The following is a 16,643-nucleotide window of genomic DNA, read 5'->3' as shown; positions in this document are numbered from 1 at the left end:
AGATATGAAGCAGTCTATCTACATATTATTACTAACAGTGACCGGGATCTTTGCAGGATGCACGGATCTTGATAAAGAGAATCCGTACGACGATCAGTTGCACAGCCTGCAAGTGACTGCCGTATACCCGGATGGATACTCGGAATATCTCCGGGAAGGAGTGACCGTAAAGATTGAAGATGTCGATCGTGGAAATTCTTACAAGGCTAAAACCGACAAGAACGGAGTGGCGCAATTCTCTCTGACTAAAGGTATATATCGCGTGCAGGTCAGCGACAAGGACGGACAGGATATTTTCAACGGACTGGCCGATAATGTGAAACTGACCAGCGGAAACATGGCGTTCAACCTCCCGCTCATCCATTCCAGAGCCGGGGCTATTATTATTAAGGAGATTTATTGCGGAGGATGTACAAAGTTGCCGCTGGAGGGAAACTACCAGTCCGACAAATATATAATCCTGCATAATAACGATTCGGAAGTGCAATATCTCGATAGTTTATGTTTCGGAGCGCTTGATCCTTACAATTCCCAAGCTACCAATGTCTGGGTAACGCAGGATGAAATAACCGGAGCAACCATCTTCCGGGATTTTGCTCCCATCGTTCAGTGCATCTGGCAGTTTGGCGGTACCGGCAAGACTTTCCCGCTTCAACCGGGAGAAGATGCAGTGATTGCCATCAATGGGGCAGTTGACCATGCAGCGCAATACCCGCAATCTGTCAATCTGAACAAACCGGGATACTTTGTCTGCTACAATAACGTTTATTTTCCGAATACACAGTATCATCCGGCTCCGGGGGATCAAATCACACCGGATCATTATCTGAACGTGGTATTGAAAACCGGACAGGCGAATGCTTACTCGTTCTCTATCTTTTCTCCTGCTACGGTTATCTTTAAAGCTAAGGATACCACGATACAGGACTTTGTTCTAAAAGAGGGAAGTGTGATACAAAAACCGGGAAGTACCACCGACCGGGTGATAGCAGTTCCGCTCGACTGGGTGATTGATGGATCGGAAGTGTACTACGGTGGTTCCTCCAACAACAAGAAACGTATATCTCCTTCCATCGACGCAGGATATGTCACTCAAAGTGCGACATACAACGGACGCAGCTTATATCGACATGTGGACGAAGAAGCTACGCAGGAAGCAGGTTATGAAGTATTGATGGACACCAACAACTCTTCTACCGATTTTTATGAAAGAGAAAAACAATCTTTGCATGAGTGAGATGAAAAAAATATATATAACAGGTCTTTGGTTACTATGTATAGTGTACGGTGTTTCGGCACAGACTTACGACATTATAGAACGGCGTAATTCCTGGAATACCGGAAAAAATGTTACAGGTATCAGGATGGATAGCATCTCTTCTTCCTATGCCGAACTGTATGGTAAGAATAACCATGGTGATTTCCACCACTCTTACGAAGCGGAGAAATCATGGAATGCCGGAGCAATAGCCAAGTCTATCACTCATCTGAAAGGGTATTCGCTGACTGGTTCTTTCTCATTCGATCATACTTCCGGTAAGGACATGAGTGGTTCCATGTTTATCCAGCCGGGATTTTATCCGGTAGACATTCTAGAGTTCACTCCCGGACGCAAAGACCTGCAACGATACGCTTTTATGGGCGGTATTGCATCAGATATTGCACCTAACTGGCGATTGGGAGGAAAGATTGACTTTGCCGCCTCCAACTATTCCAAACGGAAAGACTTGCGACATACCAATTACCGGCTGGATTTGAAAGTAGCCCCCAGTGTGATGTATCACTCGGGCGATCTAGCCATCGGTTTTTCTTATATGTTCAGCAAAAACAGCGAATCGGTCAAGGCGGAAGTAATCGGGACTACCGAAAACTCCTACAACGCCTTCTTGGACAAAGGACTGATGTATGGAGCTTATGAAGCATGGGACGGCAGCGGGATTCATCTAAGCGAATCGGGAATCAACGGCTTTCCGATCAAAGAACTGTCTAACGGGGGAGCACTGCAACTTCAATGGAAGAGATTTTATGGAGATATCGAATATACCTATTCTTCGGGGTCTGCCGGTGAAAGAGATGCTATCTGGTTCAAATTCCCCACTCACCGGATTGCCTCTCATTTGAGTTATCATTTCAAACAGGGAAAGAAAGAGCATTTTCTACGATTGAACCTGCAATGGTCACATTTGGTCAACAACGAGAATGTGATTAATAAGGAGACTGTTAACGGAATAACGACGACTTATATCAACGGCTCCAACCGCATTTTCGAAAGAGATGCTTTCTCGGTCCATCCCGAATATGAATTTATAAGTCCTCGTACAGAAGTTCGTTTGGGAACACATATTTCAACTTTCAAACGACTGACTACCCAGATGTATCCGTATGTAGCGTCGGAAAAGATGCTTTGTACGCAGACGTATGTATCCAGCGTGTTTCATATAGGGAAATTTGACTTAAAGGCAGCCGCTTCCTTTGCCATAGGAAACTCTACTGAGAAAAGCAGAGTCATTACAACAGATACGGAGCCGGGTGATCCTCCTTATCGCCTGACAGATTATTATAATCTGCAGAATGAATATGCTACTGCTCCACAAGCAACGCTTCGTCTCGGTTTACGCTATCATTTCAACCATGGGATCTATGCTGAAGTACAGGGAAGTTATACACGCGGTTTCAACCTTCACTATATAGATGGTTCGAGCCGTTGGAATGAGACTATCAAGTTAGGATATACTTTTTGAGGACCGGGATATGCTTTTTGAAAACAATGAATATATATATAAACTAAATTATTAAGCAATGAAAAAGAGTTTAACATTTATCTTTGCAGCAGCACTTCTGGTATCTTGCCAGCAGGAAGAGAACGAAACGCTGACACCTGCCAACAGTCGTATTACTATCTCGCCTGTTATCACACGCGCTACCGAAGTTAACTTTGAGACCGGAGATAAAATTGGCGTTACAATCATCCAAAACGGTGACTTCGTATATGCGGAAAATAAACAGATGACATTCAATGACGGAGTATTTGCAGGTGACTTGCTTTGGTACCCGGAAGGAAATGACAAATCGCAGATAGTAGCATACTATCCTTATAGAGAAGGTAATACTCCTACTTCTTTTTCTGTAGAAGCCGATCAGACCACCGGATATGGGGCATCAGACCTTATGGCAGCAAGCAATAAAGATGTACTTCCTACTGTAAATACTATAACAATGAACTTTAAGCATCTGCTTACCAAACTGGTCATTAATGTAACAAAGGAAGTAGAAGCCAACATAACATCCATTGCATTGAAAGGCTCTATCCCGACTGCAACTCTTGATCTGGCTGCCCTTACAGTTACTGCTGACGCGAATGTCGCAGCTACAAACATTACGGCACAGGTTGTTGAAGCGAACAAAACTTACCGCGCCCTCATCGTTCCCCAAACGGTAGCTTTGACGCTCGAAGTAGCAACTTCTGATGGCAAGACCTTGTCGCAGAAACTCACATCTACTACTTTAGCGCAAGGAGGACAATACAGCGTAAACATCCGTGTATTGCCTGACGATATAGAGGTTAAACTTATCGGTGACATCGAAAACTGGACAGATGAAGGTGAAATCGGAGCAGACAATGAGATTCCTTTCGAAGAACATCTCGATGAGAACTATTTCTTATACGATAATGTAAAATATAACACGGTAACTTTGGCAAACGGTACTACGTGGATGGCTGAACCGCTTATCTATCTTCCGAAAGGATATACTCCTTCTACCGATCCTACTGCTGATAGCCATGTTTGGTACCCGTATGAAATCAAAGCTGACGGTGCAACCGTAGCCACAACAGAGGAAAGTGCTATCAAAGAATTAGGTTATCTATATGATTTCCAAGTTGCACTGGGCGGTAAGGAAATTACTGAAAGTAATCTGAACTCTTTTGAAGGAGCGCAAGGTATTTGTCCGAAAGGTTGGCACATACCAACACGTCTGGAATACTTTAATCTGGTAGGAAAAACAACGAATGATGTCGACGGCAAGGTACCGGCTAATGGTGATAAAGCTCTTTTCTATGATGCAGTTTATGACGGTGCCAAAATATCATCACTGAATAATGCAGGATTCAATTACCAATTCTCCGGCGTTCGTATGGCAACAAGCCTTACAGGTGCCGGCAGCTATCAAAAAACGGCAATAGCAGAAGATGCCAATATTCAAACTGCATGGCACGGAAAACCGGCAATGAATTATCTTATGACTTCGACTGCCTTCAAGCCCGTATACAATAGCACCAGCGGACTACTTACCAATATACAGTTCTTTGGATTAATGAGTACAATCAATGCAAAGTATTCGGAAGGCAGATTATCATTATCTTATGTCAGCATTAAAGCCGGTATGCAACTCCGTTGCGTAAGGGATCAAGCTGCCAACTAAAGGAGTAGTATTTGTTTCAAGCATGGTTGAAACTCCCCGCCCGTAAGGCGAACTATTAAAAGCTATAAACAAACGAAAAACAGATTACAAACTATATAAAAATGAAGCAATAACAATGAAAACAAAAAAGCTAACAATCGCAATTGCCCTTATGGCAATGACTTTTATCGGAACTTCATGTGGTAACAAACAACAGAAAAGCGCATCAGAAGTGACTACAGAGCAGTCTGCATCTTCCGCTTTGGAAATTGATTCTCTCCTTGCCAATGCCGAAAACCTTGCAGGACAAGAAGTAACTATTGAAGGCGTTTGCACACATACCTGCAAACATGGTGCAAAGAAAATCTTCCTGATGGGCAGTGACGATACCCAAGTGATCCGTGTAGAAGCCGGAACATTGGGAGCCTTCGACCCTAAATGCGTGAACTCTATCGTCCGTGTTACCGGAACATTGAAAGAACAACGCATCGACGAAGCCTACCTCCAAAACTGGGAAGCACAACTCAAAGCACAAGCTGCCGAAAAACACGGAACCGGTGAAGCCGGATGCGACTCTGAAAAGAAAGCGCGTGGCGAAACAGCCAACAGTCCCGAAGCCCGCATCGCAGACTTCCGCGCAAAAATAGCCGACCGCAAAGCAGAAACAGGAAAAGAGTATTTATCTTTCTATTTTATGGAAGCCAACTCGTATGAAGTGGAGTAGTACTGTCCGTAAATGGAGTCGGCTCATACACCGTGACCTGTCATTTTTCTTTTCCGGAATGGTATTGATATATGCCATTTCCGGAATTGTAATGAATCACCGTGACACGATTAATCCGAACTTCTCCATCACACGGAAAGAATATAAAATAGCGGAAAAGCTACCGGACAAAGCAGGAATGAGTAAAGAGAAAGTACTTACTCTACTGGAACCGTTGGGAGAAACCGGCAACTATACCAAATTTTACTTCCCGAAAACGGACGTAATGAAAGTCTTCCTGAAAGGCGGCTCCAACCTCCTGATAAACGTGAAGACAGGAGAAGCGGTATATGAATCCGTCACCCGTCGCCCGCTTATCGGAGCGATGTCCCGTTTACATTACAATCCGGGACAATGGTGGACTTACTTCGCGGATATTTTCGCTATCGCCCTTATTATCATTACTCTTTCCGGCATCATCATGCTGAAAGGGAACAAGGGCATTATCGGCAGAGGAGGAATAGAACTCATTGTTGGAATCTTAATTCCCATTCTTTTCCTTTTCTTCTTTTGAATCGAAATAACAGATAAAATCAAATGGAACAAATTATCGAATGTAACAACCTGACGCACTACTACGGTAAACGGTTGATTTACGAAAACCTTAGTTTCACAGTGCCCAAAGGACGTATCCTAGGACTATTGGGAAAGAACGGTACGGGCAAAACCACCACTATCAATATCTTGAGCGGTTACCTGAAACCCCGTTCGGGAGAATGTCGCATCTTCGGACAGGAGATACAGACCATGGCACCGGCTCTGCGCCGCCATATCGGACTGCTCATCGAAGGTCATGTGCAATACCAATTCATGACCATCACCGAAATAGAAAAATTCTACGCAGCCTTCTACCCCGGCCAGTGGAAAAAAGAAGCGTACTACGAACTGATGAATAAATTGAAAGTAGCTACCAGACAGCGCATCTCACGTATGTCCTGCGGACAGCGCTCTCAAGTAGCTCTCGGACTGATTCTCGCACAAAACCCGGAACTTCTGGTACTGGACGACTTCTCGCTCGGACTCGATCCCGGCTACCGCCGCCTGTTTGTGGACTATCTCCGCGACTATGCCCGTTCGGAAGGTAAAACCGTCTTTCTGACCTCGCATATCATTCAGGATATGGAACGTCTCGTTGACGACTGTATTATTATGGACTACGGAAAGATACTGATTCAGAAACCAATCGCCGAATTACTGGAAAAAGGACGCCGCTACACCTTCACCATTCCCGAAGGTTACGAGCTTCCTGCATCGGATGATTTCTACCATCCTTCCATCATGCGGAACCAGTTGGAGACTTTCTCCTTCCTGCAACCGGCAGAAACAGAAGCCAAACTGAAATCAATGTCAGTGCCCTATACAGACTTGCACTGTGAGCAAGTCAATTTGGAAGATGCCTTTATCGGCCTCACCGGGAAATACTGATTAAATTAAGAATAAGAGTTGGCAACTCGTAACCCATAAATCATCATTCATAAATCATAAATCCTCAAGAATGTACGCTATATTTTATAAAGAATGGATAAAGACACGGTGGTATTTTCTGCTTGCCGTGCTCGCCACACTTGGTTTTACAGGCTACTGTATGCTCCGCATCAACCGGGTGGTAGAAATGAAAGGGGCTGCCCATGTATGGGAAGTCATGCTGCAACGGGATGTCATCTTCATTGATATGTTGCAATATATCCCTCTGATTGCCGGAATCCTGATGGCAATCGTGCAATTTGTCCCCGAGATGCAACGCAAATGTTTGAAACTGACCCTCCATCTGCCTTATCCGGAACTGAAAATGACGGGCAATATGTTACTCTCCGGGCTCATACTGCTTCTTGTCTGCTTCGCTTCCAATTTCTTGTTGATGGAGGTATATCTGAACGGAATCCTTGCCCATGAGCTCAAAAACCACATACTGCTTACCGCTTTAACGTGGTATCTCGCCGGCATCTCCGGCTATCTACTCGTCGCATGGATTTGCCTCGAACCGGCATGGAAACGCCGTATCCTGAATCTCATTATCGCAGTATTGTTACTCCGAATCTTCTTCCTGTCGCCTACACCGGAAGCATACAACAAGTTTCTCCCTTATTTAGTGGTCTATACTTTGTTGACAGCCTCTTTCTCGTGGCTCTCTATCGTACGGTTCAAGGCCGGAAAACAGGATTAACCAATAAAAAAATTAAAGATTTAAAATTAAAAGATTGAGAAATGAGACGTTTCAGTACCATACTATTATATGTAACCATCGCTTTTCTGCTTCTTTGGCAGTTGCCCTGGTGCTACAATTTCTTTGTCGTAAAGCCAGAAAAGACTCCCTTTACCCTGTATAGTTTCGTAATTGGCGATTTCGCCCAGATGGGACAAGAAGAAGGGAAAGGAACCGTGCGCCGCGACCTTGCAGGAAACATTTATTCGGAAGCTGCTTTCGACAGCATCCTGCCTATGTTTTATTTCCGTCAGTTGATGTCTGATGAGCGTTTTCCGGATACCATTCAAGGAATCGCAATGACTCCTAAAATGGTGCAGACAGAAAACTTCAACTTCCGCAGTGTGCCTTCGGATATAAACGCACCTTCTATCGGGCTTTACCCACTGATGGAATCTATGTCAGGACGTGTGGACCTGAAAATGCCGGATGACGTATTCCGTATCACCTCCAAAGGGATCGAATTTATCGACATGGCTACCAACAGCGTGAAGGAAGACAAAAGCCTTCAGTTTACCGAAGCTATGACTAAGAAGGATTTTCGTTTTCCGGCAACGGAAATCGTAGGAAATCCGACGGTGAAAAAGGAGTATGACGAAGGTTATCTTCTGTTGGATGCCGACCGTCGTCTGTTTCATCTGAAACAGGTGAAAGGACGCCCGTATGTCCGTGCCATCACCTTGCCTGAAGGCCTGACATTAGAACATCTGTATCTGACCGAGTTCAGAAACAAAAAGACGCTTGCTTTTATGACCGATGTCAACAAGGCTTTCTATGTGTTGCAGAACCGGACGTATGAAATCGTTAAAACAGGAATCCCGGCATTTGATCCGGAAACGGATGCGCTCACCATCATCGGTAATATGTTCGACTGGACAGTCCGCGTGACAACTCCGGCTTCAGATAACTATTACGCATTGGATGCCAACGATTATTCGCTGATAAAGAAGCTGGAGAACGAATCGAACGTTCATTCCATGCCAGGTATTACGTTCACATCTTACACAGATAAATATGTAATGCCACGCTTCGAATAATGTTTCAATAATTGAATGTAACATGGGTGAGGGGTTATCAAAAGTCACATTTAATTTATTGACTTTTGATAACCCCTCACTGTTTCCTTTCCACGCATTTAGAGAAAACAAAAGGATTTACAATTATTTCTTCAATAAGTATGTTTTTTCCAGCAAAAAGGTTTACCTTTGCCGACTCATTCAACTATTTAAACCGCAATTGCTTCTGCATTATACTCAAACAAATACGGTAAAACGAAATAACTCAAACTAAAAACCGTATGAAAGTTTACCAAGCATTTGCTTTCCTAAGTATCTTCATCATATTGTTCTATAATTGTTCGCTCCCTGCTGATGACGAAAAAAAGGGAGAATTAGGAGGAGGAGACACTATCACACCCGAACTTCCCTGGGAAGGAGAGATGGACAAATTCACCATCAACTCTAAAGAAGGAATCCATCTGAATGATCCACAGGAAGACGCCGGAACAGCTTATGTCACCATTCCTTCTACCTCTATAAAAAATACCCGTTGGGAATTTGGAGTTCACCTCACCTTCAACCCCTCCGCCAACAATTATGCACGATTTTATCTGACTTCTTCCTCAAACATTCTTTCCGGTAATTTAAACGGCTATTATATTCAGATTGGAGGAGCAAAAGACAATGTAGCTCTTTATCGTCAAAACGGAGAGCAGTCTAAACTACTGGCTTCGGGAAGAGAACTGATGAAAGGCGACTCATCACCGAAACTATATATAAAAGTAGAACGTGACAATAACGGTTACTGGACTTTTTGGACACGGCTTGAATCCGAGAATGAATACGTAAAAGAAAAACAGATAAAAGATACCGATATACAGACTTCCCGCTACTGCGGTATATACTGCATTTACACCAAAACCCGTTGTAAAGGATTCACGTTCCATCACATACAGTTGTCTAATGACGTAGAAACGAACACATCACCCGACGAAACACCCGATAACCCCGATACGGACCTTCCAGATAATCCGGACACTCCCGAACTACCGAGAGATGTGAGAGGTATGCTTCTTTTCAATGAAATAATGTATAACAATGCCACTGATGGTGCAGAATATGTAGAAATCTATAATCCAACTGAACAGGCAGTCATTTTACCCGCACTTTATCTATATAAAATGCATGAAGACGGGACAATATACAATACTACTATCCTTCAAAATGAGAGTCCTTCTACTCCCCTAGCCATTCCTTCCAAAACTTATCTTTGTTTCACGAAATACTTCAACAGAGTTGTTCAGAAACATAAAGTTGGTGGAGAAAATATAATAATTATACCGAACTTCCCGGCACTGAACAATAATGGTGGGTATCTGGCACTTTCGAGTAGTAAAGAGACTGCACCAGGACATACTTTTGACACTTGTTGTTTTAGAGATGAAATGCACACCATTGACAAAATAACCGGCATTTCGCTTGAAAAGAAATCTCCGGAGTTGTCCTCGCTCAATAAAAACTGGCGTTCGTCCAAACACGCGACCGGAGGCACACCGGGAATAAAAAATAGGTAAGAGTATACATATCTATGATAAATTCCCTACTTTTGTAGACAAAGATAAACTAATTCGGATCATTCATCCTCAAACGAATTTAAATAGCAGATATGAGTCCAGCCGTTATATCTATCACTATTGTGGCATACTTTATAATCCTGTTCACTATCTCTTATATAGCAGGACGCAAAGCTGACAATGAAGGGTTCTTCGTAGGAAACCGTAAATCGGCATGGTATGTTGTTGCTTTTGCCATGATTGGTTCCACCATTTCGGGAGTTACTTTTGTATCTGTTCCGGGCATGGTACAAGCCAGTAGTTTCTCTTATCTGCAAATGGTACTCGGCTTTATAGTCGGACAGTTTATTATCGCCTTTGTGCTTGTTCCACTGTTCTATCGGATGAATCTGGTTTCTATCTATGAATATTTGGAGAACAGATTCGGAGCTTCATCCTATAAAACAGGAGCATGGTTCTTCTTTATCTCAAAGATGCTGGGAGCTGCCGTTCGACTATTTCTGGTATGCCTGACGCTGCAACTGCTGATCTTCGAGCCTTTCCATCTTCCTTTCCTGTTGAATGTCATACTTACCGTATTTATAGTATGGCTCTATACTTTCCGGGGCGGAGTGAAATCATTGATATGGACGGATGTATTGAAAACATTCTGTCTGGTAGTCTCTGTGGTACTATGTATCTATTATATAGCCTCCAACTTGCACCTCAACTTTAGCGGCCTGGTTACTACCATATCAGATAGTGACTTCTCCAAAACATTCTTCTTCGACGACGTGAACGACAAACGCTATTTCTTCAAACAGTTCCTTGCAGGAGTGTTCACTGTCATTGCCATGAACGGGCTCGACCAGGATATGATGCAACGCAATCTTAGCTGCAAGAATTTCCGGGATTCACAGAAGAATATGATTACAAGCGGTATCTCACAATTCTTTGTCATTCTGCTTTTTCTGATGCTGGGAGTACTGTTATATACGTTTACAGCACAGCAAGGCATTGGGAATCCGGAAAAAAGCGACGAGTTGTTTCCGATGATTGCTACCGGAAATTATTTTCCCGGCATAGTCGGAATATTATTCATTATCGGACTGATAGCCTCCGCCTATTCTGCAGCCGGTTCTGCCTTGACGGCACTGACCACTTCCTTTACTGTAGATATTTTACATGCACAGAAAAAAGGAGAGGCGGCACTTAGCCAAATACGCAAACATGTACATATCGGTATGGCAGTTGTGATGGGAGCAGTCATTTTCGTATTCAATCTGCTGAACAACACCAGTGTGATTGATGCGATTTACACATTGGCCAGTTATACGTATGGTCCTATCTTAGGACTGTTCGCTTTCGGCATCTTCACCAAGAAACAAGTTTATGATAAATATATTCCGTTGGTAGCTATCGCTTCTCCTATTCTTTGCTATATCCTGCAAAGAAATTCGGAAGCATGGCTCAACGGTTACCAAATTAGTTACGAGTTGTTGATAATCAATGCCCTGTTCACATTCCTTGGACTTTGTTTGTTCATCAAAAGACAAGACAAAGAAACATCTTACACAACTCATACTACAAAACAAGAAGTAAAATAATGAAAACAACAATCAACTGTTTTCTTCCTTTCAGCCGGTTGGAAGAAACTGTGCAAACAGTTAAGGAGTTACGTGCATCGACGCTGGTAGACAAAATTTATTTATTGGCATCGCCAATTACCAATGTCTGTATTCCCGGATGCGAACTCATCTCTGTAGAAAAAATGCAGTCTACACAAGCGATGCGAGCTATTGCAGAACATTCTGATAAAACATATACCTTGCTCTATACCAAACACACTGCACTAAAAATAGGCATGTTCGCTCTTGAAAGAATGGTTCAAGTAATGGAAATGACCCAAGCTGGCATGGTATATGCAGACCATTACCAACAGATAGACGGTGTGCAAAAAACAGCTCCGGTCATTGATTACCAACCCGGTAGCCTGCGTGACGACTTCAATTTCGGCTCGGTTTTACTGTTCAATGCCAACGCATTCAAGGAAGTTATAGAAAATACGGAAGAGGAATATCAATATGCAGGCTTGTATAATTTAAGACTCAAAATATCCCAAAAGAGCAAACTGGTACACATCAACGAATATCTATATACCGAAGTAGAAAGTGACAAGCGGAAAAGCGGTGAGAAGCAGTTCGATTATGTAGACCCTAAAAACCGTCAGGTACAGATCGAAATGGAACAGGCATGCACCAACCATTTGCAGGAAATTGGCGGATATCTTTATCCAATCTTCCATCCCGTAGACTTCTCTTCCCACACTTTTGAATATGAAGCTTCTGTCATTATACCCGTACGCAACCGTATTCGCACAGTCAAAGATGCCGTACGCTCGGCACTGAACCAGCAAACGACCTTTCCGTTCAATGTCATTGTCATCGACAATCATTCGACAGACGGAACCAGTGAAGTTCTCCGTGAACTTAGTTCGGACAAGCGCCTGATTCACGTCATTCCCGAAAGAGATGACCTCGGTATAGGCGGATGTTGGAACATAGGTATCCATCACGAGAAATGCGGAAAGTTTGCCGTCCAACTTGATAGCGATGACGTGTATAAAGACGAACATAGCCTGCAAATCATCATTGATACTTTCTATAAACAGAAATGTGCAATGGTAATCGGCACTTATATGATGACTAACTTTGATATGCAGGAAATTGCCCCCGGCATCATCGATCATAAGGAATGGACGCCCGACAACGGACGAAATAATGCATTACGTATCAACGGTCTGGGAGCTCCCCGTGCATTCTACACGCCCATTCTTCGGGAAATCAAAGTCCCGAACACAAGCTATGGAGAAGATTATGCCCTTGGATTGAAAATTTCACACGATTATCAGATAGGCAGAATATACGACGTGATTTACCTTTGCCGCCGTTGGGAAGGCAACTCGGATGCTGCACTGCCTGTTGAGAAAATCAACCAGAATAATCTATATAAAGACCGACTTCGTACGTGGGAATTGGAACAGCGCATCCTGCAACAAGAAACGACATTAGAGAAAATTCAGCAAAAAATCGAACAGTTATTCCAAAAGCAAACTCTTTCTTGGGAACTAGCCAAAGAGAATTACCAAGCATTGGAACAGTATCGGTCACGAACAAAAGAAATATCCAAGTGGTTTGGTAACAATTGTTTAAGTGCGAAACTATTCTTTAATCCGAAACGTATTCTTTCGGCTACCGCACAGACAGATACTGCCTCCATTCACTCACGGCCTTGCTTCCTCTGCCAAACAAACCGACCGCAGGAACAAGAGTTCATCAGTTACAGGAATTATCAGATACTGGTTAATCCCTATCCCATATTTAAACACCACTTTACAATTGTAGATAAGGAACACAAGTCACAATCCATAGCCGGGCGTTTTAAAGATATGATAGAACTCACCGACATTATGGAAGAATACTTCCTTTTGTATAATGGACCGGAATCTGGAGCTTCCGCTCCCGATCATGCCCATTTTCAAGCTTGCAGTAAAGAGGAAAGTATACAGGGAGCCTATTACGATCGCATGGAATTAATAGATAACGACAAGGTGCAAATTAGTTATAAAGATTTCCCGTGCAGTTTCATCAGGATTCAGGCGGAAAATAAGAAAACAATGTCGAAAACCTTCCATCTGATTTACGACATCTTAGCTACCAATAATAACGGAAAAGAACCAATGATGAATATTCTTGCCTGGTATGGTTTGGAACGCACCAAAGAGGATTTTAGAGAGCGCTACGAAGAAGAATTTGAATCAGTGGCCGAACACCCTTACAATTGTGTTATCTTCTTACGCAGCAAACATCGTCCTGACTGCTATTACGCAAAAGGAGACGAACAAATTCTCATCAGTCCTGCTATTGCTGAAATGAACGGCATATTCCCTATAGTACGTGAAGAGGATATGGAGAAACTGACTCCTGAAAAGGTATATGATATCTATCGGGAAATATCTATATCCAAAGAAAAACTGCAAAAAATACTAGAACGTATTAAAGCTGTATTATGACTCAACCTCAAATAACAGTCGGTATCCTTTCCGGGAAAGAGATTGAATTCTCTTTCCCGGTGAAATTTAGTTCTTCTGTCGGAACGGAAATTTCCGGGACACAGAAAGTTATTTATCAGGATGGGAAGATTCATTGGCAAGGGAAAGAGTACGACGAATTATCCTTCATTCCTCCACAAAATGCGCATGCTTTCTTTGAACTGAAAGATGTGACCATCGGAATCAACTTCCATTGGGAACGCAAAGAAGTCCAGAAATTCAAAGGGGAATTAAAGATTATCATCGAAGGAGAACAACTAACCGCCATCAATGTGATTTCCATTGAAGAATATCTTACCAGTGTAATTTCATCAGAGATGAGCGCAACAGCTTCTTTAGAACTACTAAAGGCTCACGCCGTCATCTCCCGAAGCTGGCTACTCGAAAAAAATAAAGAATTAAGAATGAAGAATGAAGAATTTAAAAGAACTTTGCAAAAAGACAGCGCAGCCAATTCTTCATTCTTCATTCCTAATTCTTCATTTATTAAGTGGTATGACCATGAAGCACATAGAAATTTCGATGTATGTGCCGATGATCATTGCCAGCGTTATCAGGGAATTACACGAGCCTCAACACCACAAGCCATCGAAGCAGTCTCCGCCACGCGGGGGGAAGTGCTGATGTATAAAGGAGCGATTTGTGATGCCCGTTTCTCTAAATGTTGTGGCGGAGCTTTTGAAGAGTTCCAAAATTGTTGGGAAAACGTAAAGCATCCTTATCTAATCAGACAACGGGATAGCAAGACTGAAAAACAACTTCCCGATTTGAACATAGAGGCGGAAGCTGATAAATGGATACGTACCTCACCTGTTGCTTTTTGTAATACGCAGGATAAGAAAATTCTAAGCCAAGTACTAAACAACTACGATCAGGAAACAGCAGACTTCTATCGTTGGAAAATCAGTTATTCGCAGCAGGAGCTTTCAGAACTGATTCATCAACGTTCAGGGATTGATTTCGGACAAATCATTGATTTAATTCCTGTAGAACGGGGAACATCCGGACGTCTTGTCCGATTGAAAATTGTAGGAACCTTGCGAACGCTTATTATCGGGAAAGAACTGGAAATACGCCGTACCTTATCTACTTCTCATCTGTATAGTTCCGCCTTCGTAGTAGACAAGGAATATGAGGAAAAAGGACATAAAGAGGATAAAATCCCTTCACGATTCATCCTCACCGGAGCCGGCTGGGGACATGGAGTAGGGCTTTGCCAGATTGGTGCTGCCGTAATGGGAGAGCAAGGTTACAAATATGAAGAAATACTGTCTCACTATTACCCCGGCAGTACGCTCGAGAAACAATATCAATAAAAAAGAATAATACCATGACAACCCCCACTATAAAAAGAAATCCCTGGAGCTGGATACCCACCCTCTACTTCGCAGAAGGGCTGCCATACGTAGCGGTAATGACGATTGCTGTTATCATGTACAAGCGTTTAGGATTATCCAATACGGAAATAGCCTTATACACTTCCTGGCTCTATCTTCCCTGGACTATCAAACCGCTATGGAGTCCATTCGTCGACCTGGTGAAAACGAAGCGTGCCTGGATTATTGCCATGCAAGGTTTCATCGCTGCCGGATTTGCAGGAATAGCCTTCTTTATTCCGACTGCTCATTATGTACAGTTGACTCTTGCTTTTTTCTGGCTGTTGGCGTTCAGTTCCGCTACGCATGACATCGCTGCAGACGGTTTCTATATGCTCGGGCTCAATAATAAAGAACAATCTTTCTTTGTCGGTATTCGAAATACGTTTTATCGGCTTGCCAATATTTTCGGGCAGGGAATTCTAGTCATGCTGGCAGGATGGCTGGAAACATCACAGAACAATATTCCCTTGGCATGGAGTATTACATTCTACCTCCTTGCCGGATTATTTCTGGCTCTTACTATCTATCATCGACTTACCCTCCCCCATCCTGATTCGGACATTAAACGTCCCGGACTCACACCGGGTAAGTTGTTGGGAGATTTCCTTTTGACCTTTGTCACATTCTTTCAGAAAAAGAACCTCGGTCTCATGTTCTTTTTCCTCCTCACCTATCGGTTGGGAGAATCACAGTTAGCCAAAATAGCTTCTCCTTTCCTGCTCGACACGACCGATAAAGGTGGACTGGGTTTATCCACAGCAACTGTCGGAATGATCTACGGTACCATAGGTGTCATAGCTTTGTTGCTCGGTGGAATCATTAGTGGTTTCCTCGTTTCCCGTGACGGATTCAAGAAATGGATATTACCCATGGCATTAGCCATCAACATTCCCGATCTATTATATGTATGGATGGCTGCCGCCACCCCGGACAATCCTATATTTATAGCCATTTGTGTAGCGATCGAACAGTTGGGGTATGGTTTCGGTTTTACCGCTTATATGCTATATCTGATTTATATAGCAGAAGGTGAACACAAAACGGCGCACTATGCTATCGGAACCGGATTTATGGCACTAGGCATGATGATTCCCGGTATGCCTGCCGGATGGATACAGGAACATCTCGGATACACAAACTTCTTTATCTGGGTTTGTATTTGTACCCTACCCGGTATCGTCGCCTCATTAATGATTCGCAACCGACTGGAGGATTCTTTCGGAAAGAAACAATAA

13 protein-coding genes are annotated in these 16,643 nt (G+C 43.1%); all 13 read left to right on the top strand.

The features are described 5' to 3' along the window. Positions 1-4: 4 nt before the first annotated feature. On the top strand, positions 5-1,237 hold the full coding sequence (locus HMPREF9009_RS06290) for a DUF4876 domain-containing protein (protein WP_049702280.1): 1,233 nt from the start codon (positions 5-7) through the stop codon (positions 1,235-1,237). After that, positions 1,230-2,741, top strand: coding sequence for a DUF6850 family outer membrane beta-barrel protein (locus tag HMPREF9009_RS06285; RefSeq protein ID WP_008642974.1), 1,512 nt, complete (start codon positions 1,230-1,232; stop codon positions 2,739-2,741). The genes HMPREF9009_RS06290 and HMPREF9009_RS06285 overlap by 8 nt, the downstream gene beginning before the upstream one ends. 58 nt (positions 2,742-2,799) lie before the next feature. Beyond that, on the top strand, positions 2,800-4,422 hold the full coding sequence (locus HMPREF9009_RS06280; RefSeq protein WP_049701738.1) for a fimbrillin family protein: 1,623 nt from the start codon (positions 2,800-2,802) through the stop codon (positions 4,420-4,422). 115 nt (positions 4,423-4,537) lie between these two features. Beyond that, positions 4,538-5,125, top strand: coding sequence for a hypothetical protein (locus tag HMPREF9009_RS06275; protein ID WP_049701737.1), 588 nt, complete (start codon positions 4,538-4,540; stop codon positions 5,123-5,125). Further along, a complete protein-coding gene (locus tag HMPREF9009_RS06270; RefSeq protein ID WP_008770373.1) occupies positions 5,112-5,678 on the top strand; it encodes a PepSY-associated TM helix domain-containing protein in 567 nt (188 codons plus the stop codon). Before HMPREF9009_RS06275 ends, HMPREF9009_RS06270 begins: the two co-directional genes overlap by 14 nt. Positions 5,679-5,701: 23 nt before the next feature. Beyond that, positions 5,702-6,589, top strand: a complete 888-nt coding sequence (locus HMPREF9009_RS06265) for an ABC transporter ATP-binding protein (protein WP_049701736.1) — start codon at positions 5,702-5,704, stop codon at positions 6,587-6,589. Between the two features lie 70 nt (positions 6,590-6,659). Further along, entirely contained in the window at positions 6,660-7,328 is a 669-nt protein-coding gene (locus HMPREF9009_RS06260; protein WP_049701735.1) for a hypothetical protein, read from the top strand. A gap of 41 nt (positions 7,329-7,369) precedes the next feature. Then, on the top strand, positions 7,370-8,404 hold the full coding sequence (locus HMPREF9009_RS06255; RefSeq protein WP_008642969.1) for a DUF4857 domain-containing protein: 1,035 nt from the start codon (positions 7,370-7,372) through the stop codon (positions 8,402-8,404). A gap of 260 nt (positions 8,405-8,664) precedes the next feature. Further along, positions 8,665-9,939 carry a hypothetical protein gene (locus HMPREF9009_RS06250; RefSeq protein ID WP_049701734.1) on the top strand — a complete coding sequence of 425 codons (1,275 nt, stop codon included), beginning with the start codon at positions 8,665-8,667 and terminating at the stop codon, positions 9,937-9,939. Between the two features lie 92 nt (positions 9,940-10,031). Next, the gene (locus HMPREF9009_RS06245; protein WP_049701733.1) at positions 10,032-11,525 is read left to right on the top strand and encodes a sodium:solute symporter; all 1,494 of its coding nucleotides are present in this window, start codon (positions 10,032-10,034) and stop codon (positions 11,523-11,525) included. Further along, the gene (locus HMPREF9009_RS06240) at positions 11,525-13,990 is read left to right on the top strand and encodes a DUF4922 domain-containing protein (protein ID WP_049701732.1); all 2,466 of its coding nucleotides are present in this window, start codon (positions 11,525-11,527) and stop codon (positions 13,988-13,990) included. The genes HMPREF9009_RS06245 and HMPREF9009_RS06240 overlap by 1 nt, the downstream gene beginning before the upstream one ends. Next, positions 13,987-15,345 (top strand): SpoIID/LytB domain-containing protein, encoded by a 1,359-nt coding sequence (locus HMPREF9009_RS06235; protein ID WP_049701731.1) that lies wholly within the window; start codon positions 13,987-13,989, stop codon positions 15,343-15,345. The genes HMPREF9009_RS06240 and HMPREF9009_RS06235 overlap by 4 nt, the downstream gene beginning before the upstream one ends. A gap of 14 nt (positions 15,346-15,359) precedes the next feature. Then, positions 15,360-16,643, top strand: a complete 1,284-nt coding sequence (locus HMPREF9009_RS06230) for an MFS transporter (protein ID WP_049701730.1) — start codon at positions 15,360-15,362, stop codon at positions 16,641-16,643.

The sequence above is a fragment of the Bacteroides sp. 3_1_13 genome (assembly GCF_001185845.1).
Classification (GTDB): domain Bacteria; phylum Bacteroidota; class Bacteroidia; order Bacteroidales; family Bacteroidaceae; genus Bacteroides; species Bacteroides xylanisolvens.
The sequence above is the reverse complement of the archived record's forward strand: the minus strand, read 5'-3'. Positions and strand labels throughout refer to the sequence as shown.